The organism is Stenotrophomonas sp. YAU14A_MKIMI4_1 (assembly GCF_003086855.1).
Lineage (GTDB): Bacteria > Pseudomonadota > Gammaproteobacteria > Xanthomonadales > Xanthomonadaceae > Stenotrophomonas.
The window spans coordinates 148,810-170,630 of sequence record NZ_CP025998.1; the positions used below are offsets into that span (position 1 = coordinate 148,810).

At 68.3% G+C, this 21,821-nt stretch carries 18 protein-coding genes; 14 read left to right on the top strand and 4 right to left on the bottom strand.

The window, feature by feature from the left end:
* Positions 1-461: 461 nt before the first annotated feature.
* On the top strand, positions 462-1,076 hold the full coding sequence (locus tag C1931_RS00585) for a DUF938 domain-containing protein (RefSeq protein WP_108757606.1): 615 nt from the start codon (positions 462-464) through the stop codon (positions 1,074-1,076).
* Here the strand turns inward: C1931_RS00585 and C1931_RS00590 are convergent, their stop codons facing one another.
* From C1931_RS00590 to C1931_RS00600, 3 genes are all read right to left on the bottom strand, one after another.
* Positions 1,077-2,363, bottom strand: a complete 1,287-nt coding sequence (locus tag C1931_RS00590; protein WP_108755038.1) for a type II toxin-antitoxin system HipA family toxin — start codon at positions 2,361-2,363, stop codon at positions 1,077-1,079.
* 33 nt (positions 2,364-2,396) lie between these two features.
* Positions 2,397-2,756 (bottom strand): helix-turn-helix transcriptional regulator, encoded by a 360-nt coding sequence (locus tag C1931_RS00595; protein ID WP_070488755.1) that lies wholly within the window; start codon positions 2,754-2,756, stop codon positions 2,397-2,399.
* Positions 2,757-2,936: 180 nt separating this feature from the next.
* A complete protein-coding gene (locus C1931_RS00600) occupies positions 2,937-6,623 on the bottom strand; it encodes an indolepyruvate ferredoxin oxidoreductase family protein (protein WP_108755039.1) in 3,687 nt (1,228 codons plus the stop codon).
* A 165-nt stretch (positions 6,624-6,788) separates the two neighbouring features.
* Here C1931_RS00600 and C1931_RS00605 point away from each other — a divergent pair, with 165 nt between their 5' ends.
* Both C1931_RS00605 and C1931_RS00610 read left to right on the top strand, forming a co-directional pair.
* Positions 6,789-7,424 carry a hypothetical protein gene (locus tag C1931_RS00605; protein WP_108755040.1) on the top strand — a complete coding sequence of 212 codons (636 nt, stop codon included), beginning with the start codon at positions 6,789-6,791 and terminating at the stop codon, positions 7,422-7,424.
* A gap of 18 nt (positions 7,425-7,442) precedes the next feature.
* Positions 7,443-8,348 carry an AEC family transporter gene (locus C1931_RS00610; protein WP_108755041.1) on the top strand — a complete coding sequence of 302 codons (906 nt, stop codon included), beginning with the start codon at positions 7,443-7,445 and terminating at the stop codon, positions 8,346-8,348.
* Between the two features lie 541 nt (positions 8,349-8,889).
* Here C1931_RS00610 and C1931_RS00615 read toward each other — a convergent pair.
* Positions 8,890-10,374 (bottom strand): AAA family ATPase, encoded by a 1,485-nt coding sequence (locus C1931_RS00615; protein ID WP_108755042.1) that lies wholly within the window; start codon positions 10,372-10,374, stop codon positions 8,890-8,892.
* Between the two features lie 122 nt (positions 10,375-10,496).
* Between C1931_RS00615 and C1931_RS00620 the strand changes: the two genes are divergently transcribed.
* From C1931_RS00620 to C1931_RS00670, 11 genes are all read left to right on the top strand, one after another.
* Complete coding sequence (locus C1931_RS00620) at positions 10,497-11,126, top strand: ParA family protein (RefSeq protein WP_108748017.1); 630 nt, start codon at positions 10,497-10,499, stop codon at positions 11,124-11,126.
* 52 nt (positions 11,127-11,178) lie between these two features.
* On the top strand, positions 11,179-11,655 hold the full coding sequence (locus C1931_RS00625; RefSeq protein ID WP_108748018.1) for a histidine phosphatase family protein: 477 nt from the start codon (positions 11,179-11,181) through the stop codon (positions 11,653-11,655).
* A gap of 4 nt (positions 11,656-11,659) precedes the next feature.
* Positions 11,660-12,286, top strand: coding sequence for a YceI family protein (locus C1931_RS00630; protein WP_108755043.1), 627 nt, complete (start codon positions 11,660-11,662; stop codon positions 12,284-12,286).
* Positions 12,283-14,334, top strand: coding sequence for a phospholipase D family protein (locus C1931_RS00635; RefSeq protein ID WP_108755044.1), 2,052 nt, complete (start codon positions 12,283-12,285; stop codon positions 14,332-14,334). Before C1931_RS00630 ends, C1931_RS00635 begins: the two co-directional genes overlap by 4 nt.
* A 9-nt stretch (positions 14,335-14,343) precedes the next feature.
* Positions 14,344-14,778: a hotdog fold thioesterase gene (locus C1931_RS00640; protein ID WP_108748021.1), complete on the top strand. Its 435-nt coding sequence runs from the start codon at positions 14,344-14,346 to the stop codon at positions 14,776-14,778.
* A gap of 5 nt (positions 14,779-14,783) precedes the next feature.
* Entirely contained in the window at positions 14,784-15,803 is a 1,020-nt protein-coding gene (locus C1931_RS00645; protein WP_108755045.1) for a 3-oxoacyl-[acyl-carrier-protein] synthase III C-terminal domain-containing protein, read from the top strand.
* A complete protein-coding gene (locus C1931_RS00650; RefSeq protein ID WP_108755046.1) occupies positions 15,803-16,810 on the top strand; it encodes an NAD-dependent epimerase/dehydratase family protein in 1,008 nt (335 codons plus the stop codon). The genes C1931_RS00645 and C1931_RS00650 overlap by 1 nt, the downstream gene beginning before the upstream one ends.
* The gene (locus tag C1931_RS00655; protein WP_108755047.1) at positions 16,797-17,630 is read left to right on the top strand and encodes an MBL fold metallo-hydrolase; all 834 of its coding nucleotides are present in this window, start codon (positions 16,797-16,799) and stop codon (positions 17,628-17,630) included. Before C1931_RS00650 ends, C1931_RS00655 begins: the two co-directional genes overlap by 14 nt.
* A gap of 212 nt (positions 17,631-17,842) precedes the next feature.
* On the top strand, positions 17,843-18,634 hold the full coding sequence (locus C1931_RS00660; RefSeq protein ID WP_108748025.1) for a lysophospholipid acyltransferase family protein: 792 nt from the start codon (positions 17,843-17,845) through the stop codon (positions 18,632-18,634).
* A 7-nt stretch (positions 18,635-18,641) separates the two neighbouring features.
* A complete protein-coding gene (locus tag C1931_RS00665; RefSeq protein ID WP_108751775.1) occupies positions 18,642-19,676 on the top strand; it encodes an alpha/beta fold hydrolase in 1,035 nt (344 codons plus the stop codon).
* A gap of 56 nt (positions 19,677-19,732) precedes the next feature.
* Entirely contained in the window at positions 19,733-21,811 is a 2,079-nt protein-coding gene (locus C1931_RS00670; protein WP_108755048.1) for a tetratricopeptide repeat protein, read from the top strand.
* The last annotated feature ends 10 nt before the right edge of the window (positions 21,812-21,821 follow it).

Genomic DNA, 21,821 nt, shown 5'->3' on the forward strand with positions numbered 1-21,821 from the left:
CCTGCAGCTGTTGGGAACTGCGATGGTTGTCCGCGCGGCTGTTGGTAGGTGTCGACCTTGGTCGACACATCTGTCAGATATCGAAATAAATCTGGGGTCAGATCCCGTTGCGTAGCAACGGGATCTGACCCCGTGCCGTTCCGACAGATCGCGGTCAACTGTCGAAGGCGGGGTGGGTCCGGTTGAGGGGGCGTGAGCCGCATGGATGCGGCGACCGAGCTTACATGGGTGAGGGCGCTTTGCTTGCGAAGCACTGCTTCGCAAGCGCCCGAACGCACAGCCGCCAGCGGCTGGGCCGGGCCCCGGAGGGGGACTTGCAGCGTCCCCCTCAACCGGACCCACCCCGCTAACCCAAGGAATGCAGGCTGTTGCTGTTGCGTTGAGCAGGTGCAGGGCTGCAAGCCCTGCCCAACAATCCCCCCTCGTGCACAATGGGCCGACTCCGCCTGGACCCCGCCCTGATGTCGAGCAAGCCGTATTCAGAAGCCTGCGAACGCAACCGCGAACCAATCGCCGCGGCGCTCGACCCGTGGATGGGCGATCGCCACCGGGTGCTGGAAATCGGCAGTGGTACGGGCCAGCATGCCGCGTTCTTCGCCGAGCGCTGGCCGTGGCTGCGCTGGCAGCCGAGTGATCACCCCGACCATCTGCCGGGCATCGAGGCCTGGCGCGCCGAGGCCGCGTTGCTGAACCTGCTGCCGCCGCTGGCGCTGCAGGTGGAACTGCCGCCTGCGCCGGGTCTGGCGCTGCCCGAAGGCAGCACCTTCGACGCCGCATTCAGCGCCAACACGCTGCACATCATGGGCTGGGACTACGTGCAGGCCTTGTTCGCCGCTCTGCCGCCGCTGCTGCGCCACGGCGCGTTGCTTGCGGCGTACGGCCCGTTCAATTACGGCGGCCGCTACACCGGCGACAGCAATGCGCAGTTCGATGCCTGGCTGAAGGCGCGCGACCCGCGCAGCGGCATCCGCGACGTGGAAGCCGTGCAGACGCTGGCCGCGGACAACGGCTTCACCCGCCTGCGCGACGTGGCCATGCCAGCCAACAACCGACTGCTGCTGTGGCGGTTGGGGTGATCAGCTAGCGGATTGTTCGAATTGCCGCAGGCAGCGCTGGCAGCTTGCACTGATGCCGTCCACCATACGTTCCAGAACCGGGTGGCGCATGCCCTCTGCCTGCAGCCCCGCGAGCAATGCCCGGGCGATGCCGGGCAGCTGTGTTGCCATGTCGAACAGGCCCGACAGTGATTTCTGCGGGTCCAGCTTCATTCCATCAGCGGTGGCCTCCCAATCCGCCAGGCGGACATCCCACCAGCGGTAATGACTGCCGATCTTCATGGCCATCTTGATCTTGCGTTGCTGCAGATGTGCATAGGGCAGTGCACTTGAGATGTCATACAGCGGGGCAAGGCGAACGTTTCCTTGTGCGCCGATCAGCAGCGAATAGTTCTTGGCATGCGCGTCAGTGCCGCCAATGAGATAGTTGAACTGCAGTGCCTGCAGCAGTCTTTCGACATCCGCTCTTGGCTTGCTGGAATGTTCCCAAAGCACGCGCGCCAGATCGGCCGGCCCCGGTCCGCCCTGATTCTGGTACTTGATGTGTGGCATGACACCCAGCGCCTGGCAGAAGTCTTCCTGGTGAACGCGTTGCCAACCCTGTGCTGTTCGCACGCGGTCGAAGCGCGTCACCGCAATGGCCTGTGCGTCCTCCATGCAGATCATTTCAGTGGACGCAGCCGACATGCCGAGTTGACTGGCCAGGCGCAGACAGAAGACCTCGTTCTCCACGAATCCGTCGTAGTCGCCACTGGGCGGTTTGAGGATATGCGTGGTGGGGATGCGACCGGCCGGAATTGCCCAACCTCCATCGTCGCGTTGCATCAGGGCGATCTTTGGTTGCGCCCCGGCCAGGCTGAACTGGCCGACATCATCGGGTTGCCGCGCTGCAATCTGGTCCACTCGGATCCGCTGAAGGCGCTGAGCGACCTCATGGAGGGACAGCGGCTCCTGCCGATCGTCCTCACCGGCAAGTACGGCGGCGAGCCGTTCGCCTCGTACGAACTGGACCGCGCCTGCACAGTCTTCACCGACATGTGACAGCAACGCGACCGGGTTGCGGGACGAAACATGGAACCGGGAAGCCCATCGCTGCAGAAGGGCCTCGTTGTCGGGCAGCAGCCCCCACAGGACCGCAGAGAGCGTGGCAGCGGGCGCGCTGTTCTCTGTCAATGGAAGTGCAAGTGACAAGGGATAGGCGCCCGGCGTCTGGCGCCAACTGTCTGCATACCGGAATGTCGGATGGCCATGTGCATCCTGTCCCAGGTATCCAGCCAGTCTGTTGGAAAGGAGTACGTTGAGGTCCATGCGGGAGGCACGATGTCCGGGAGGAAGGGGCTGTCAGACGGCCTTGTGGGGCTTTCTACGCCCCAACGTCATGGCAGTCGCGCGGTGCTCGTCCGGGCGCAGCCCGTTGCCATCCACGATAGTGTCGATATCAGGCAGTTCCAGAGGCATTTCCGACGATGCAGCGGAGGAGGCCATTCCCTCGACAGTGCCCGTAGCCAGTATCAGGCCGAGGACGTTGAGCGTCCGCAGCACCAGTTGCAGCTCCACCCGCGGCTTGCCCTTCTCCATTTCGATGACCCATTGCCGACTGACGCCTACGCGTTCGGCCAACTGGGCCTGATCCCAACGGAGTGCTTTGCGACGCTGGCGGATGACCAGGCCCAGGTCTCGGGACGTTCGCAGGATGTCCATAGGTGGAATGTATGCGCTCGGCAACATTTAATCAAAGTCGCCGTTCGATAACATTTCAAGAATGTCATTGAACGACGACAATTTTTCAAATGTCGGCGTTCGCTGGCATTGATCGCCAGCGCTTCAGGCGCGAAATCCTTCCGGGCAGTCGGCCAAGGGCCGGGAGGGTCCTGCTGCCGGTTACGCCACCTGCACGATATGCAGCGCCTTCGGGTTGCGCCACTGCGCCAGCAGCGCCGCTTCCCGCGCCTTGGCCTGCGCGAAATGGGCTTCCTTGACGTGGCCGAAGCCGCGGATGTGCTCGGGCACGCTGGCAATCTCCACCGCCAGCGACAGTCGGTCGTCCTCCAGCCCGTCCAGCAGCAGCTGCACCGTCGCCTCGTAATCGGCAATCAGCTGGCGTTCCATGCGGCGCTCTTCGGTGCGGCCGAACACATCGAAGCGGCCGCCACGCAGGAACTTCAGCCTGGCCAGCAGGCCGAAGGCCTTGAACATCCACGGGCCGTATTCCTTCTTCAGCAGGCGGCCCTGTTCGTCCTTCTTGGCGAACAACGGCGGCGCCAGGTGGAAGCGCAGCTGGTAGTCACCCTCGAACTGCTGCTGCAAGCGGCGCTGGAAATCGCCGCTGGTATACAGGCGCGCCACTTCGTACTCGTCCTTGTAGGCCATCAGCTTGAACAGGTAGCGGGCCACGGTTTCGGTCAGCGCGGTGGAACCGCCGATGCGCTCGCCTTCGGCCGCGCGCACGCGTGCCACCAGCTCGCGGTAGCGCGCGGCATAGGCGGCATCCTGGTAGTCGACCAGGAACGCGGCACGGCGTTCGATCATTTCATCCAGCGAACGCGACAGGCGCGCATCGTCCAGCGGCAGGAACGCGACGTCGCCACCGTGCGAGGGCAGGCCACGCAGTTCGCGTTCGTCGCCGGTGTTGCGCGGCGCGGCGGTGGCGCCCCATTCGTTGCCTTCCCATTCGCCCGGCGGCAGCGGGTGCAGCGGGCCGGGCGTGGCTTCGGTGTCGGTGTGGCGGTTGCGTACCAGGCCGGCGGCCTGCTGCACGGCCTGCGGGTCGACCGCGGCCAGGCGGCCCCAGGCGAAGGCCTGCTGGTTCATCGCTACGGCGGCACCATTCAGTTCGATGGCACGCATCAGCGAATCGAACGACAGCGGCACCAGGCCCTGCTGCCAGGCGTAGCCCAGGATGAACAGGTTGGCGGCGATCGCATCGCCCAGCAGCGCGGTGGCCAGCTGGGTGGCATCGAGCAGCAGCGGCTCCTGGCCGCCCAGCGCCACGCGCACGCCGGCGATGATGTCGGCCGCCGGGAACTGCATGTCCGGGCGGGTGGTGAAGGTTCCGGGCATTGCCTCGTAGGTGTTCAACACCACCTGCGAACGGCCGGCGCGCACCTTCGACAGCGCCCAGTAGTCATTCACCACCACCATGTCGCAGCCCAGCACCAAGTCGGCCTCGCCGGCGGCAATGCGCACGGCGTGGATATCGTCCGGGCGCCGCGCGATGCGGATATGCGTGGTCACCGCGCCACCCTTCTGCGCCAGGCCGGTCTGGTCCAGCACCGAAGCACCCTTGCCTTCCAGGTGGCCGGCCATGCCCAGCAGCGCGCCGATGGTCACCACGCCGGTGCCGCCCACGCCGGTGATCAGGATGTTCCAGGGCTGTTCCAGCGTGCCGCGCACGGTCGGCGCCGGCAGGTTGTCCAGCAGCGTGGAGGCATCGCGCTTGCTGCCCTTGCGCGGCTGGCCACCGCGCACGGTCACGAAGCTGGGGCAGAAGCCGTTCACGCACGAATAGTCCTTGTTGCAGTTGGACTGGTCGATTTCGCGCTTGCGCCCGAACTCGGTGTCCTTCGGCAGCACCGACACGCAGAAACTCTTCTTGCCGCAGTCGCCGCAGCCTTCGCAGACCAGCGAATTGATCAGCACCCGCTTCTGCGGATCTTCCAGCTTGCCGCGCTTGCGGCGGCGGCGCTTCTCGGTGGCGCAGGTCTGTTCGTAGATCAGGATCGAAACGCCCTTCACCTCGCGCAGGCGCTTCTGCACCGCGTCCAGTTCACTGCGGTCGTGGAATTCGACATCGCTGGGGAAATGCTCGCGCTGGCCGGTCCACTTGCCGATGTTGTCCGACAGCACCACGATCGTGTGGATGCCCTCGGCGCGCATCTGCCGGGCGATGTCGGGCACGCTCAGCGGGCCGTCCACCGGCTGGCCGCCGGTCATGGCCACCGCATCGTTGTAGAGAATCTTGTAGGTGATGTTCACCCCGGCGGCCACTGCCTGGCGGATCGCCAGCGAGCCACTGTGGAAGTAGGTGCCGTCGCCCAGGTTCTGGAACACGTGCGGGGTATCGGTGAACGGCGCCTGCCCGGCCCAGGTCACGCCTTCGCCGCCCATGTGGGTGAAGGTGTCGGTGCTGCGGTCCATCCAGGTCACCATGTAATGGCAACCGATGCCGGCCAGCGCACGCGAGCCTTCCGGCACGGTGGTGGAGGTGTTGTGCGGGCAGCCCGAGCAGTAGTGCGGCACGCGCGGGAAGCTGGCGCGCGGCAACGCGAGCTCGGCTTCCTTTTCCTGCATCCACTGCAGGCGCTGCTCGATCGATTCGTTGTTGAAGAACTTCTGGATGCGGCGACCGATCACGCCGGCGATGGTGGCCGGGGTCAGTTCGCCGGTGGACGGCAGGATCCACTCGCCGCTCTCGTCGTACTTGCCGACGATGGACGGGCGCTGGCCCCAGCTGGCCGGCCAGTTGAAGAACTGCTCCTTCATCTGTCGCTCGATGAAGGCACGCTTCTCCTCCACCACGATGATGTCTTCCAGGCCCTGTGCGAAGCGCGCGATGCCTTCCGGCTCCAGCGGCCAGGTCATGCCGACCTTGTACACGCGGATGCCGATGTCGGCGCAGGCCGCTTCGTCCAGGCCCAGGTATTCCAGCGCCTGCAGTACGTCCAGGTAGCTCTTGCCGGTGGTGACGATGCCCAGACGCGCGCGCGGCGCATCCATCACCACCTTGTCGATGCCATTGGCGCGGGCGAAGGCCTGCGCGGCCTTCACCGCATAGCGGTGCAGGCGCATCTCCTGGTCCAGCGGCGGGTCCGGCCAGCGGATGTTGAGGCCGCCGCTGGGCATGTCGAAGTCTTCGGGCAGCACGATGCGCCGCGCCAGCGGATCAACTTCCACCGAGGCCGAGGATTCCACCGTCTCGGCGATGGTCTTGAAGCCCACCCAGCGACCGGTATAGCGGCTCATGGCCCAGCCGAGCAGGCCCATGTCCAGGATGTCCTGCACGCCGGCCGGGTTCAGCACCGGCATCATCGCGCTGACGAACTCGTCCTCGCTGCCATGCGGCAGGGTCGAGCTGCGGCAGGCATGGTCATCGGCCGCCAGCGCCAGCACGCCGCCGTATCGCGAAGTACCGGCAGCGTTGGCGTGCTTGAACACGTCACCGCAGCGGTCCACGCCCGGCCCCTTGCCGTACCACATGCCGAACACGCCCTGCACGTTGGCGCCGGGGAACAGGTTGGTCTGCTGCGTGCCCCAGACCATGGTGGCACCCAGATCTTCGTTCAGGCCGGGGGTGAACTTCACCTTGGCCGCTTCCAGATGCTTGCGTGCGCGCCACAGCTCCAGGTCGAAGCCGCCCAGCGGGCTGCCGCGGTAGCCACTGACGAAGCCAGCGCTGTCGATGCCTTCGGCGGCATCGCGCAGGCGCTGCATCAGCGGCAGCCGCACCAGCGCCTGCACGCCACTCAGGTAGATCCGCCCCTCGTTGCGGGTGTACTTGTGGTCGAGCGTGTAATCACGGTCGATCAGGTCGGCGGAAGAGGGCGAAGTGAGTTGCGCGGTACTGGTCATGGCTGGCCCGGTGAGGATCGGCTGGCACCAGCCCTGCGCGGGGCAGGGCGGGAAAGGCGCGGATTGTAACAGTGGGGGCGTGGTGGCCCGGCACTCGCATCGGCGGCCGTGCTGGGGTTAGGATCGGGGTGTGGGGGGTTGTTGTTTCAACCAGGGGGAAGTTTGATGTCCGTTTCATTGAAGTGGCTGGCCAGCGCCGTGCTGGCCTTGGGCGTGGCCAATGCATGGGCCGCGCCGGCGCTGCCAGCGCCGCAGGAGTTCTATTTCGACACCGATGCCGCGGCTGCACCGATGGTGGTCGCGCAGGGGGAAGGTGACGAACTGGTGGCCCAGCTGATGAAGCAGCGCGAGCGCGGCCGCAAGGTGCTGGAAGCCAACATACAGCTGGCATCGGTGGCGATCGGCATGGGCCGCACCGAGCTGGGCGAGAAGCTCTATCGCGACGCGCTGGCCGACACCACGCCGCAGAGCGCCGCAGGCCGGGGCGTACGCTGGAACTACGGTTGGGACCTGATGCGCCAGGGCCAGCCGTTGGGCGCGCTGGAACAGTGGCTGTCGGCCACCAGCAGCCAGTACACCAACCCCAGCTGGGTGCCGCCCACCTTTGCGCTGGCGCTGTGGCGCGCCGGCCAGCAGCAGGAAGCGGTGAAGTGGTATGCCGCTGCCGTGCGCACCGAGCCCACGCAGTGGAGCGACAGCAGCCGCTACGCCGAACTGCTGCCGGGCTGGCGCGACGACGAACGGGCCAGCCTGGCCGAAGTGCAGCAGGCCTGGGCCGCCGCACCGCCGGCCTGGCCCTGAAACGGCTGAACCCCGCTGATGGCGTTTGATGCGTTCGCACTGATCCTGGCCATGCTGGGGTTGGGCATGCTGTTCGCGCGTCTGCGCGCATTGCCGGAAACCGCGCCGGAAACGCTGAACAAGGTGGTGCTGTACGTCTGCCTGCCGGCCGCGGTGCTGACCTACGTGCCGCGCCTGCACCTGGATGCCAGCCTGCTGGGCCTGATGGCCACGCCCTGGTTGCTGATGCTGGCCACCTGGGCGCTGGTCAGCCTGGCCACGCGGGCGTTCGGTTTCGCCCGCGATGTGCATGCCGTGCTGTTGATCTGCGTGGCGCTGGCCAATTCCAGCTTCATTGGTTACCCGATGGTGCGCGCGCTGCTGGGTGACGCGGCGCTGCCGTACGCGGTGGTGTACGACCAGTTCGGTACGTTCCTGCTGCTGTCGACGTTCGGTCTGCTGGTGCTGGCCCGTTACAGCGGCGACCGACCGCCTACCGCGCGCCAGGTACTGGGGCGGATCGCGCGCTTTCCGCCGCTGTGGGCACTGGTCTTCGCGCTGTTGCTGATGCCGGCGCAGCCGCCGGCCTGGATCGGCACCGCGCTGAAGCAACTGGCCGATGCGATGCTGCCGCTGGTGATGCTGGCGGTGGGCCTGTCGATCCAGTTGCGCCTGCGCCGCGAAGAGCTGAAGCCGCTGGCCGTGGGCCTGCTGCTGAAGCTGGTGGTGCTGCCGGCGCTGGCCCTGCCGTTGTCGTGGCTGTTGGGCATGCAGGGCCTGATGCTGCAGGCCAATGTGTTGGAATCGGCCATGCCGACCATGATCACCGCCGCCGCGCTGGCGATCTCGCACCGCCTGGCGCCGCGGTTGGCGGCCGCGCTGGTGGGCTACGGCATCGTGCTGTCGCTGGTCACCCTGCCGGCATGGATGTGGGTACTGGGGTGAGGTTGTGCGGCAGGGCTTGCAGCCCTGCACCCGCCACGAGCCAAAGCCGAAGCAAGAGCAAAAGCGAGCATTCCGTGGGATGGCGGGGTGGGTCCGGTTGCGGGGGACGGCGCAAGTACGTCCCTGTAGCCTTGGCCGCGGCATCCATGCCGCGGACACCCCCGCAACCGGACCCACCCCGCCTCCGACAGTTTCCTGCGATCTGCCGGAACGACACGGGATCTGATCTGCTCTGGTAGGTGTCGACCTTGGTCGACACGGTAGATCCACGCCATGCGTGGATGCGAGCGAAGCGACCCGCTTCTGCTCTTGCTCTTGCTCTTCTTTTTCTTCTCCGTGGCTGACCGCGCACGGAAACTGTCAGAGGGTCGGGCGGGTTGGGTTCGCGGGACCGCAGGCGCCATGGATGGCGCCTACGAGCCTACAAGGACGTACTTGCGGCGTGTCCCGCGAATCCAACCCGCCCGGCCCAGACACATGATCCGCATTTCGCGACCAACCACCCCAGCCACGAGGGGCTGCGCCGTTGGCCGATAACCCTTCAGTCGTCCGCAGACACCGTCCGCCCCGACGCCCATTCGCGCAATGCCGCCACCTGTTCGGCCATCAGCACCGACAACGGGCGCGTGGCCCGCAGCTCGGTCATCAGCAACTCGGTATCCAGCGGACGGCCCTCGGCATGTGCCGAATACAGGCCGGCCACGATCGCCTGCTCGATTTCGGCACCGGAGAACCCGTTCGCGGCCGCGGCCAGAGCCGGCAACGCGAAATCATCGGGATTCAATTGGCGCCGGCCCAGGTGCAGGCGCAGCAGTTCCACCCGCACATCCGGCGCGGGCAGGTCGACGAAGAAGATCTCGTCGAAGCGGCCCTTGCGCAGCAGCTCGGCCGGCAGTTCGTGCACCTGGTTGGCGGTGGCCACGATGAACACCGGGGCCTTGCGCTCGGCCATCCAGGTCAGCAGGTAGCCCAGCACGCGGCGCGACACGCCGCCATCTTCGCCGCCACTGGCCAGGCCCTTCTCGATTTCATCCATCCACAGCACGCACGGCGCCAGCTGCTCGGCCGAGGCCAGCGCCTGGCGCAGGTTGGCCTCGGTTTCGCCGTGGTACTTGTTGTACAGCGCGCCCACGTCCAGGCGCAGCAGCGGCACGCCGAAGCCGGCGGCGGTGGCCTTGGCCAGCATCGACTTGCCGCAGCCCTGCACGCCCAGCAGCAGCATGCCGCGCGGCGGGTCCAGCCCGGCCGGGGCAGACCCGGCAATGAAGGCCACCCGGCGCTGGTTGATCCAGCGCTTGAGCCGGTTGGCACCGGCCACGTCGCCGAAGCGCGCGCTGTCGTGTTCGAAGAACAGATGGCCGCTGCGGTTCAGCAGCTCGAACTTCAGCCGCGCCAGCTGCGGCAGGTCGTCGTCGCGCAGCGCGCCGTCGGCGTAGATCAGCTGCCGGGCAATGCGCCGCGCATCGACCAGGCTCAGCCCCTGCAGGTTCTTCAGGATCTTCTTCACCGCCTCGCTGTCTACTTCCACGCGGCGGCCGCCGTGTTCGCGGGCGTAGGCATCGGCCTCTTCGCGCAGCATCTTCAGCAGTGCGTTGGCGTCGGGCAGGCGCGGGTTGAAGCGCACCGCCAGCGCTTCCAGCTCGGCCGGTAGTTCCACCTTCGCACCGATCAGCACCAGCACGTGCGGCTGGCTGTGGCGGCGCTGGATCAGGTCGCGCAACGCGCGCTGGTGGCTGGCATAGCCCAGGTAGGGGTGGAAATCGAGCAGCAGGTAGATGCCGCGCTGTTCGGCCTGGCGGATCATCTGCAGCGCCGCACTGGCATCCGGCGGCCCCACGGCCTCGTCCTCGCGTTCCAGGTCGATGCGGCGCAGGCCCTCGGTGATGGACCAGCGGTGCAGGGCGCGCCAGACGTGCATCAGCGTCTGCCGGAACAGTTCCACGATGCGACCCTCATCCTGGGTCTCGATCACGATCAGGGGCGTGTTGGCGCGGATCAGCGCGCTCAGGTCCTGCAGTTCGCTCATGCGGGTTCGATCCTTCGGGGGCGCCACGATAGCAAAGGCCGGGGCCGGGGTTCAGCACAGCGCTACCTTCCGTCACGGGCGCCGGTGTACGCTCGGGGCACTTACCCGGAAGCGAGGCTGGCATGAAGACGATCCTGGTGGCCGGTTCCAAGGGCGGGGTGGGCAAGACCACCGTCGCCACCCACCTGGCCGCATACGCGGCATTGCAGGGCAGGGCCACGGTGATCGCCGATGCCGACCCGCAGGGCTCCAGCACGCGCTGGGCCCAGCGCCGGGCCGGGCTGGAAAGCGCGGTGCTGCCGATCGACGTGTACCGCAAGAAGCAGTGGGCGCAGAAGCTGCCCGACGGCACCGATACCGTCATCATCGACGCACCGGCCGGCGCGCTGGCCGACGATATCCCCCATTTCCTGGACGCCGCCGATGCCGTGGTGGTGCCGGTGCTGCCCTCGGCGCTGGACATCGAAGCCATCGTCGGCTTCCTCAACAGCCTGGCCGGCAACCCGCGCGTACACAGCCGCAAGCTGCCGGTGGGGCTGGTGCTGAACCGTACCAAGCCGTGGACCCAGACCTCGCAGCAGGCCTTGCAGATGTTGGCCGAATGGCCCTACCCGGTAGTCACGCAGCTGCGCGACAGCCAGAGTTATGTGGTCATGACCGGCCTGGGCCGCAGTCTGTTCGACTACCGTTCGGCGCAGGTGCGCGAGCACCAGGCCGACTGGGAGCCGCTGCTGGCCTGGCTGAAGCTGTAAGGCTGGTGTTCTTCCTTCCTGTGTCACTCCCGTAGGCCAATGGAAAACTGCAATGCGTGAACTGATCCTGCTGCGCCATGCCCATGCCGAACCGGCCACCCCTGGCCAGGCTGACCTTGACCGGCCGTTGTCGCCGGTGGGGCTGGCCGAGGCCGAAGCCGCCGGCAAGTGGCTGAAGGACAACAACCTGCTGCCCGACTGTGTGCTGTGCTCGCCGGCGCGGCGCACCCGCGAAACGCTGGAAGCGGTGATGGCGGCCATCGGCTATGTCGAAAAGCGCCTGGAAGACAGTGTCTACGAGGCCACCCCCGGCACCCTGGCGGCGCTGGTGGATGACCGCCGCGACCTGGACCGGCTGCTGATCGTCGGCCACAACCCGGGCCTGGAACGGCTGGTGGCGCTGATGACCGAGGGCACCAGCAGCGACTACCGGGGCATGCCGCCGGCGGGCGTGGCGGTGCTGGGCTTCCCCCGCGAGGCCAGCATCGAGCCCGGTGTGGCCAGCCTGAACGCGTTCTGGTGGCCGTGAAGCCATGAGCCTGGCGTTGCCGGGCCGCTGCCTGCTGGCCTGGCTGCTGCTCCCCGGCGCAGCCTGGGCCGGAGTGCCGGCGCCCTCCACCCCCACCTCCCTGCCGCCGGTGGTGAGCGAAGCCCGGCGCACGATGCAGCTGGACCTGGAACGCTCGCAGATCGGCTTCGAAGTGCGATCGCGGCTGGGCCAGCGCATCGAAGGGGTGTTTCCGCACTTCGAAGGGCGGGTGGAGGTGCTGTCCGACGGTCGCCACCAGGTGCACCTGAAGATGTTCACCCGCACCGTGGAAATTCCCGGCAAGGAACGCTACACCGGCTGGATGCGCGGGCCGGAATTCTTCGATGCCGGGCGCTATCCCTTCGTCGAATTCGACTCGCTGCCGTACTGGCCGGAAACGGTGGAGCGTGGCGGTGAGATCCAGGGCCGGCTGACCCTGCGCGGCGTCAGCCATCCTGAATCGCTGCAGGTCGAGAAGGCGGAATGTGGCCGACCCGGCTATGATTGCGATGTCGTCAGCCGCGGTACCGTGCAACGAGGCCGGTACGGTATGGACAGCTGGCAGCTTGCCTTGAGTGACCGAGTGACTTTCGTATTGCGCGCGCGCCTGAGCGAGGCGTCCAAACCGTGAATTTCCTGTTGCGCGTGGTAGCGCTGGCAACGGTGTTGCTGGGCAGCGGGTGTGCGTCGTTGTCGCACGCCCAGCGTGACCGTGCCGAAGCCATCGCCGTGCAGGCGCGCTCGGCCCAGGTCGATTGCCAGCGCGCCGACCGCTGCGCGCAGGATTCACCGCTGCGCGCCCTGGCCGGCCGTGCCTTCAGCGAATCCACCGATACCCAGCCGCGGCACTACGCCACCTTGCTGGATGAGGGCGAAGGTGCGCTGGTGGCGCGCCTGAACCTGATGCGCAGCGCCACCCGCAGCATCGACCTGCAGACCTACATCTTCGACAAGGACGACAGTGCGCGCCTGGTCATCGACGAACTGCTGGCCGCCGCCCGGCGCGGGGTGAAGGTGCGGGTGCTGATCGACCAGCTGTCGGCCATCTCCGACCTGCAGATCCTGGGCGCGCTGTCCGGCGCCCACCAGAACTTCCAGCTGCGGGTGTACAACCCGACCTTCGGCAAGGCGCGGCTGAATTACTTCGATTACGCCGGCAGCGTGCTGTGCTGCTTCCGCCGCTTCAACCAGCGCATGCACAACAAGCTGCTGGTGATCGACGATGCCATCGGTGTGGTGGGCGGGCGCAACTACCAGGACGACTATTACGACTGGGACCGCGAATACAACTTCCGCGACCGCGATGTGCTGATTGCCGGCCCCGAAGCGCGCGCCATGGCCGCCAACTTCGATGCGTTCTGGCGTGCCCCGCGCAGCGTGCCGGCCGAGCGCCTGAACGATGTCGGCCGCACCCTGCTCAACGAGGGCGTGCCGGCGCTGCCGCCCGCGCAGTTCCGCCGCCCCGAACGGGTGGAGCGGGTCAGCGAGGAGGCCAACGACCAGGGCTTCATCACCCGCAGCTTCGTGGACACCGCACTACCGGTGGCCTCGGTGCGCTACGTGGCCGACCTGCCGCGCAAGCACCGCCGCGAGCGTGCCGACGCGCCCCTGGCCGGCCAGCACGTGACCGAACCGCAGCTGGACAGCCTGATTGCCGGTGCGCAGAAGGAAGTGATCCTGCAGACCCCATACCTGGTGCTGTCCAAGCCGGCGCAGGCGCTGTTCCGCGACCTGCGCAAGCGGCCCGAACCGCCGCGCATCGTGGTGTCCAGCAACAGCCTGGCGGCCACCGACAACCCCATCGTCTATGCGCTGTCGTACAAGTACAAGCGGCGCAACATGCGCGAACTGGGCTTCAACATCTTCGAATACAAGCCGTTCCCGCTGGATGCGCCGGTGGACTACCGCAACCTGCTGCCCGACCCGATTGCCGGCACGGGCAGCGAGTCGAGCGGGCGCAGCAGCCTGATCGGTGGCAGCGCGGCTGGCAGCAATGCTGGCGGCAACGATGCGCCGCCTGCGCCGCAGGTGGACAGCGAGCCAGTGCGCCGGGTCAACCCGCGGCTGGGCAGTGCCTACGAAAACGGCCGTGCGCGCCGTCGCGCCGCCGGCAGCGAGGTGGAAACCCGCCTGCTGCGTACCGAAACACGCCCCTCGTTCCTGGGCAGCAAGGCCGTGAACAAACCCCTGCCCGTGACCCGCAAGGGCGCGCGCATGGGCCTGCACGCCAAGTCGCTGGTGGTCGACCGCCGCATCGGCGTGGTCGGTACCCACAACTTCGACCCGCGCAGCGAGAACTACAACACCGAAGGCGCGGTGATCATCGACGATCCGGTGTTCGCCGAACAGCTGGCGCAGAGCATCCTGCGCGACACCCACCCGCAGAACGCGTGGACGGTGGCGCCGCGCACCAAGCCGCCGGTGTTGTCCGGGCTGAACTACAGCGTGGGCAAGGCCTCCGAAGCCTTGCCGATCCTCGATTTCTGGCCGTGGCGCTATGCCACCGACTACGAGTTCCAGCCCGGCCCCGACTGCCCGCAGCCGTTGCCGCGGCAGAGCCCGGATTTCCATACGTGTTATGTGGCCGTGGGTGACTTCCCGGAAGTCAACGTCGGCCCGAAGTGGTTGCTGGTGCGCATGCTGACCGCATTCGGCGCCGGTCTCGTTCCCATTCTCTGAAGGTGCCCCATGCCGCAGGTGTTCCGCGAAGCCGTCTCGATCGACCAGCTCAATGCGCTAAGCCGCAACACCGCCATCCAGTCACTGGGCATCGTCTTCAGCGCCGCGGGTGAGGACTGGCTGCAGGCCACCATGCCGGTGGACGAACGCACCCGCCAGCCATACGGCATCCTGCACGGTGGCGCCTCGGTAGTGCTGGCCGAAACCCTGGGCAGCAGCGCCGGCAACCTGTGCGTGGATACCGCCAAGCAGATCTGCGTGGGCCTGGAAATCAACGCCAACCACGTGCGCGCGGTGCGCTCGGGCACGGTCACTGGCACGGCGCGTGCGCTGCACGTGGGCCGCAGCACCCAGCTGTGGGAAATCCGCATTGAAGACGAGCAGGGCAAGCTGGTGTGTGTGTCCCGCCTGACCCTGGCGGTGGTTGCAGCAGGCCACGGCTGAGCCCGGTGGCCGCGGTGCCTTCCAGTGCAGCCTTGCCGCTGCGCATCGTGTCCAGCGGCGCCTGGCTGCCGCGCCGGCGCATCGCCTCGACCGTGTTCGACCAGCGCTGGAACAAACCGGCGGGCTGGGTCGAACGCCACAGTGGCGTGGCCAGCCGCGCCCATGCCGAGGCCGACGAGCGTGCCTCGTGGATGGGTGCGCAGGCCGCGCGCGATGCGCTGCAGCGGGCCGGGCTCGGGTTGGGCGACATCGACTGCATCATTTCCGCGTGCGGGGTGATGGAACAGGCCATTCCCTGCCAGGCCGTGCTGATCCAGCGTGCGCTGGGGCTGGGCGACAGCGGTGTGCCGTCGTTCGATGTAAATGCCACCTGCCTGGGCTTCGTGGTGGCGCTGGAAATGGCCGGCAGCCTGCTGGCGCTGCAGCGCTACCGGCGCGTGCTGATCGTGTGCAGTGATATTCCCAGTGCCGGGCTCGACCCCGACGACCCGTTGACCGCGCCGTTGTTCGGAGATGGTGCCGTGGCAGTGCTGGTCGAACGTGCCAGCGACGACCAGGCATCGGCCCTGCTGGCCACGCGCCTGCGCAGTTACGGCGATGGCGCCGCGTTGTGCCAGGTGCCGACCTGCGGCACCGGCATGCGCCTGCACGATGCGCCCGAGGCCTACCGCGCCGCGCACTACTTCCAGATGCAGGGCCGCGCGCTGTACCGCGAGGCGGCGCGGCGCCTTCCCGGTTTCCTGCAGGACCTGCTGGCCAGCGCCGGCATCGACCTGCAGGGCTGCGATGTGATCGTGCCGCACCAGGCCAGCGGCCAGGCGCTGGACCACCTGCAGCGGGTGCTGGGCCTGCCGCCGCAGCGGCTGGTGCGCATCCTGGCCGAGCACGGCAACCAGTTGGCGGCATCGCTGCCGATGGCCCTGCACCAGGCCCTGCTCGATGGCCGCCTGGTGCGTGGCGGGCACGCCCTGCTGATCGGTACCGGGGCCGGCCTGGCCTTGGGCGGCACGGTGCTGCGCTACTGATGGCGCGCGTCCTGGTCACCGGCGCCAGCGGTTTCATCGGCCAGCACGTGGCACGCGCGTTGGCCCGCGACGGCTGGCAGGTACGCGCCAGCGGCCGCGATCTGGCCCGCCTGCAGCCGCTTGCACTGGACGGCATCGAAGCCTGGCCCGGCGATCTGGCGCAGGCGCCGCTGCAGCCGCTGCTGCAGGGCTGCCAGGCCGTGGTGCACTGCGCGGCGTTGTCCCAGCCGTGGGGCCCGGCGGCAGACTTCCAGCGTGCCAATGTGTTGGCCACCCAGCGCCTGCTGCAGGCCGCACAGGCCGCCGGCGTGGACCGCTTCGTCCACCTGGGCTCGCCCAGCATCTATTTCCGCTTCGCCGACCAGTACAACGTGGGCGAAGCGTTCCAGCCGCCGGCGCGCTGGATCACCGACTACGCGCGCAGCAAGTGGGAATCGGAACTGGCCGTGGCCAGCGCCGCAGGGCAGGGCCTGCACACGGTGGTGCTGCGCCCGCGCGCGGTGTTCGGGCCAGGCGACCGCGCCATCCTGCCGCGCCTGCTGGCCGTGGCCGCCGCTGGCCGCTTCCCGTTGATCCATGCGGGGCGCGCGATGATCGACGTGACCCCGGTCGACGATGCCGTGCAGGCCGTGCGCTGCGCCCTGCGCGCCGGCCACGCATGCGCCGGCCGCGCCTACAACATCAGCGCCGGCGAACCGGTGGCCGTACGCGCGCTGGTGCAGGGGCTGTTCCAGGCCATGGGCCTGCAGGTGCAGTTGCGCAATGTGCCGCGCCGCGTGGCGCTGGCTGCCGCCGGCGTCGCCGAGACACTGGCCCGGCTGCGCCCGGGCTGTCCCGAACCACGCCTGACCCGCTACGGCGTGGGCGTGCTGGGCTATTCGCAGACCCTGGATATCAGCGCCGCACGGCGTGATCTGGGCTACCAGCCGCAGGTGGGCGTGCAGGCCGCATTGCAGCAGTTCGCCGACCACTGGCACCGCAGCGGAGGGCGCGATGCTGCGCTTTGAGTGGGAACTGCTGGAAGCGGGCCACTGCGTGCACCGGCAGCGGGCGGTGCGCCAGGGGGCCAGCTGGCATCGCTGCGAATTCCCCGCGCTGGTGGCACTGCTGCGCCACCCGCAGCGCGGCTACCTGTTGTTCGACACCGGCTATTCCGACGCCTTCCTGCAGGCCACTGCGCGCTTTCCCGAGCGCCTGTACCGGTGGGTTACGCCGGTGCACCTGGCCCCCGGCCAGAGCGTGCGCGCACAACTGCAGCAGCGTGGCATCGGCACCGATCAGATCCACCAGGTGGTGCTGTCGCACCTGCATGGCGACCACGTTGGTGGCGTACTCGATTTTCCCGGCGTGCCGCTGCTGTGTTCGCGCGCCGCCTGGCAGGACCAGGCCGCACGCGGCCGCCTGCGCGCGCTCAGCGTGGGCCTGCTGCCCGCACTGACCCGCGATGCCGCCCCGCGCATGCGCTGGCTGGAAGAACTGCCGGAAGTGGACCTGCCGGCTGCGTTCGCCGCCTTCGGCAAGGGGCGCGACGTGCTGGGCGATGGCAGCCTGCTGGCAGTACCGCTGCCCGGCCACGCGGTGGGCCAGCACGGGCTGCTGTTCGAAGGGGCCGATGGCCGCCCGGTGTTCCTGGTGGCCGACGCGGCGTGGTCCAGTGGCGCCATCGCCGATGGCGTGCCGCCGCCACGCCTGGTCACGGCGCTGCTGGGCCACACCGGCGCCTACCGGCAGACCCTGCAGCGCCTGCAGCACGTCGGCCGGCAGGTGGATGAGCTGCAACTGGTGCCCGCGCATTGCGGGCAGTGGCGCCCACGCACCCCCCGGTAGAGTCGAGCTTGCTCGACTGCTCCTGGCGCGAAATCAACCGCCGTCGAGCAAGCTCGACGCTACGGGGCCCCGAGGAACGGTCGATCAAGCTCCACCCCACCGCCATACGGCGCCGTCAACAGGACACCGTGTTCCTGCCCATGGCCCCCGTCAATAGGACTTACGGCCGAAATCGGCTGGCAGCGATGGCAGCCCTCCGGTATCGTTCGCGGATGACTTCCCCCACTCCGGCCCCCCGCGGCGGCGTGGCGCGTGTGTGCCGTTACCTGTACCGCGTACCGCTGCTGTTGGTCCATATCTTCGTGTTCCTGCCGCTGACCCTGATCGGCATGCTTCCGCCGTGGGCCGATATCCGTGTCGGCCAGGTCCGGCTGGGCGCCAAGGTGGTGAACCTGTGGCAGGGCGGGCTGATGTGGATCTTCGGCTTCCGCCTGTCACGGGTGGGCGAGCCGTTGCCCGGCGCCGTGCTGTTCGTCGCCAACCACGTCAGCTGGGTCGACATCAGCATCCTGCACAGCCAGCGCATGATGGGCTTCGTGGCCAAGCGCGAAATCGCCAGTTGGCCGGTGGTGGGTTGGCTGGCCGCGCGTGGCCAGACCATCTTCCACCAGCGCGGCAACACCGAATCGCTCGGTGGCGTGATGCAGGTGATGGCCGAGCGCCTGCGCGAAGGCAAGGGCGTGGGTGTGTTCCCGGAAGGGCGTACCCGTGGCGGCCACGAAGTGGGCCCGTTCCATGCGCGCATCTTCCAGGCCGCGGTCGAAACCGGCGTGCCGGTGCAGCCGGTGGCGCTGATCTACGGCGCGCACGGCAACGCGCAGACCATCGTGGCATTCGGCCCCGGCGAAAGTTTCTTCGCCAACTTCCTGCGCCTGCTGGGTGAACCGGCGCGGCGCGCGGAAGTTCACTTCCTGGCCCCGATCGGGGCGCAGGACCTGGAAGGCCGCCGGCGCATCGCCGAAACCTCGCGCGCGCGCATCGTCGCGGCCATGGAAACGGCGTAAGGCGGCGGTGGCCATAGACCCGCCACCGTCCCTGTCGGCTGTACCGCCGATGCTCACTGCGGCCGATTACCAGCCGCCGCGCTGGCTGCGCAACCCGCACCTGCAGTCCATGCTCAGTTCCAGCCGCATGCGCCTGCAGCGCGGCCTGCTGCTGCTGGCCGCCACCGGTGCGGTCAGTGAAGAACTGATCCTGGACGGCGGCGATGGCGTGCGGCTGCAGGGCTGGCACAACTACATCGAAGGGCGCGAGCCCAAGGGCATGGCCCTGCTGCTGCACGGCTGGGAAGGCAGCGCCGAATCCAGCTACATGCGCATGGCGGCCGCGCGCATGATCGAAGAAGGGTTCGACGTGGTGCGGCTGAACTTCCGCGACCACGGCAACACCCACCACCTCAATCCCGGCATTTTCCATTCCAACCGCATCGACGAAGTGGTGCAGGCCACCGGCGATATCGCGCGGCGCTGGCCGGGGCTGCCGCTGGTGGCGGCCGGCTATTCGCTGGGCGGCAACTTCGTGCTGCGGCTGGCCCTGCGCGCGCCCGCCGCCGGCGTGCCGCTGCTGCAGGTGGCCTCGGTCTGCCCGGTGCTGGACCCGGCCCTGACCATGGAAAGCATCGAGAACGGCCCGGCCATGTATGACTGGTACTTCCGCCGCAAGTGGGCCGGCTCGCTGCGCCGCAAGCGCGATCTGTTCCCCGAACTGAGCGACTGCGACGACCGCGTGCTGAAGCTGGACATCCGCGCGCTCACCGCCTGGCTGGTGGAACGGCATACCGATTTCGGCTCGCTGCAGGCCTATTTCGACGGCTATTCCATTGCCGGCGATCGCCTGTCCACACTGCAGGTGCCGGCCGATATCCTGATGGCCCAGGACGACCCGGTCATTCCGTACTCCACCTTCGGCAACTGGCAGTTGCCGCAGCAGGCACGGCTGGAAACCGCGTGCTGGGGTGGCCACTGCGGGTTCCTGGAAAACTGGCGTGGCGATGGCTTCTCCGAACGCTGGGTGGCCCAGCGCCTGCGCCGGGTACTGGGCGGCTGAACCGGCAGCACCGCGCGGCCCGCTACAATGCGGGTTTGCACTTGAACCGGACCGCCATGCAAGACCAGATCATCCAGGCGCTGCGCCAGAACCAGGCCGACCAGGCCGTGCAGCTGGCCCAGGCGTGGACCCACGACGAACCGGGCCAGGCCCAGGCCCACCGCTGGCTGGCGCTTGCGCTGCAGCAGCAGGGCAAGCCGCAGGCTGCGCTGGACGCGCTGCAGCAGGCACTGCAACTGGCCCCCGACGACGCCCAGCTGCACCTGCAGCAGGCCGGGCTGCTGCTGGCCCTGCGCCAGTTCGACGGTGTTGACGATGCGCTGCTGCGCACCACCGACCTGAATCCGAACGCGTTCCCGGCCTATCTGATGCAGGCCCACCTGGCCATCAGCCGCAACGACTTCGATGAAGCGCAGCGCCTGTCCACCCTGGCCGGCCGGCTGGAGCCGGATCATCCGGAACTGCTGACCATCGATGGCATGGTGGCCCTGCGCCGCGGCGATGCCGACCGCGCGCTGGCCCTGCTGTCGGCCGCGGGCCAGGCCCTGCCGGATGACCCGCGCGTGCTGTACGCACTCGGCTTTGCCTACCTGGGCAAGGACATGCTGGCCTTCGCCGAACAGGCCTTCCGCCGCGTGCTGGTGTTGAACCCGGCCATCACCTCGCTGCATGGCCTGGTGGTGCAGCTGGCGCTGCGCCAGGGCAACCTGGACGCCGCCGCCGAGGCCATGCAGGTCGCCCTGCAGCAGCCGTCGCTGGACGTGCCGCCGATGCGCCGGCTGGCCGGTGAACTGTCGCTGCGCAGCGGCCAGCCGCTGCAGGCACTGGAACACCTGCTGCCGCTGCTGGATTCCCAGCCCGAAGACCGCCAGGTGCTGCAGCTGCTGCTGATGGCCTGGCAGCGACTGGGCCGCGAGGAAGAAGCGCGCGCACGCCTGGATGCGGTGCTGGAGGCGAACGCTTCCCTGCACGACCCGTGGCTGGCCCGCCTGGCCGTGGAAGAAGTGGGCAGTGATGCCGCCGTGGCCGTGGTCGAGCGCTGGATCGCCGCCATGCCTGCGCACCTGCCGGCACTGGAAGCGCGCATGCGCCTGCACGACATGGCCGGCCAGCACGCCGAGGCCGAAGCCGTGGCCGAACGCATCGTGGCGCTGGAACCGGGCCGGGTGAGTGCGGAAACCCGCCTGATCGATGGCCTGATGCAGCGCGACCCCGACGCCGCCATTGCCCGTGTGCAGGCGCTGATCGGCCAGGCAGGCGAGGGCGCGCAGAGCGACCTGCGTACCTGGCTGGGCGAAGTACAGGACCGCGCCGGCAAGCCGGCCGATGCCCTGCGCACCTGGCTGGCCCTGCAGACCGAGCAGGCCCCGCAGCGCCTGCCGCTGCCGCCGCAGGCCAAGGCGCCGCCCAGCTGGCCGGCGCTGGCCGAGATTGACGAGGCAACGCGCCAGAGCGGTTCGGCGCCGATCTTCCTGTGGGGCGCACCGGGTTCGGGCGTGGAACGGGTTGCCACGGGTCTGGCGGCCGCCAGCCCGGTGCTGCGCAGCGATCGCTACACCAACACCCCGCCCGACGATGCCTTCCAGAACTACCACACCCTGCAGGACCTGGCGTCGGGCGTGCTGACCCCGGAACGCTTGGTGCAGCGCTGGCGCGAGCAGTTGCCGGCGCGTGGCGTGGAAGATGACACCATCATCGACTGGTTGCTGTGGTGGGACAACGCGCTGCTGTGGTCGCTGCGCCCGCAGTTGCCGCAGGGCCGCCTGCTGGTGGTGCTGCGCGACCCGCGCGACATGCTGCTGGACTGGGTGGCCTACGGCTCGGCCGCGCCGCTGGCGATGACCTCGCTGGCCGAGGCCGCCGAGTGGCTGGCGCGTGCGCTGGCCCAGGTGGCCAGCCTGCATGAGGACGATCTGTATCCGCACGTGCTGCTGCGCATCGATGCCATCGGCAATGACCCGCGCGCGATGGCGGCCATGCTGGAACAGTTGTTCGAGCGGCCGATGCCGGTGGCCCCGCAGCTGGGTGCACCGCGCCTCCCGCCGGGCCACTGGCGCGCCTACCGCGACGTGATGAGTGCCGCCTTCGCCCAGCTCACCCCGGTCGCGGTGCGCCTGGGTTACCCGGAAGAATAAGGAGAGCCTG

Bases quoted from the DNA above. Each gene is read 5' to 3' on its own strand.
- C1931_RS00585 (WP_108757606.1), top strand. From the start codon at position 462: ATGTCGAGCAAGCCGTATTCAGAAGCCTGCGAACGCAACCGCGAACCA.
- C1931_RS00590 (WP_108755038.1), bottom strand. From the start codon at position 2,363: ATGGACCTCAACGTACTCCTTTCCAACAGACTGGCTGGATACCTGGGA.
- C1931_RS00595 (WP_070488755.1), bottom strand. From the start codon at position 2,756: ATGGACATCCTGCGAACGTCCCGAGACCTGGGCCTGGTCATCCGCCAG.
- C1931_RS00600 (WP_108755039.1), bottom strand. From the start codon at position 6,623: ATGACCAGTACCGCGCAACTCACTTCGCCCTCTTCCGCCGACCTGATC.
- C1931_RS00605 (WP_108755040.1), top strand. From the start codon at position 6,789: ATGTCCGTTTCATTGAAGTGGCTGGCCAGCGCCGTGCTGGCCTTGGGC.
- C1931_RS00610 (WP_108755041.1), top strand. From the start codon at position 7,443: ATGGCGTTTGATGCGTTCGCACTGATCCTGGCCATGCTGGGGTTGGGC.
- C1931_RS00615 (WP_108755042.1), bottom strand. From the start codon at position 10,374: ATGAGCGAACTGCAGGACCTGAGCGCGCTGATCCGCGCCAACACGCCC.
- C1931_RS00620 (WP_108748017.1), top strand. From the start codon at position 10,497: ATGAAGACGATCCTGGTGGCCGGTTCCAAGGGCGGGGTGGGCAAGACC.
- C1931_RS00625 (WP_108748018.1), top strand. From the start codon at position 11,179: ATGCGTGAACTGATCCTGCTGCGCCATGCCCATGCCGAACCGGCCACC.
- C1931_RS00630 (WP_108755043.1), top strand. From the start codon at position 11,660: ATGAGCCTGGCGTTGCCGGGCCGCTGCCTGCTGGCCTGGCTGCTGCTC.
- C1931_RS00640 (WP_108748021.1), top strand. From the start codon at position 14,344: ATGCCGCAGGTGTTCCGCGAAGCCGTCTCGATCGACCAGCTCAATGCG.
- C1931_RS00650 (WP_108755046.1), top strand. From the start codon at position 15,803: ATGGCGCGCGTCCTGGTCACCGGCGCCAGCGGTTTCATCGGCCAGCAC.
- C1931_RS00655 (WP_108755047.1), top strand. From the start codon at position 16,797: ATGCTGCGCTTTGAGTGGGAACTGCTGGAAGCGGGCCACTGCGTGCAC.
- C1931_RS00660 (WP_108748025.1), top strand. From the start codon at position 17,843: ATGACTTCCCCCACTCCGGCCCCCCGCGGCGGCGTGGCGCGTGTGTGC.
- C1931_RS00670 (WP_108755048.1), top strand. From the start codon at position 19,733: ATGCAAGACCAGATCATCCAGGCGCTGCGCCAGAACCAGGCCGACCAG.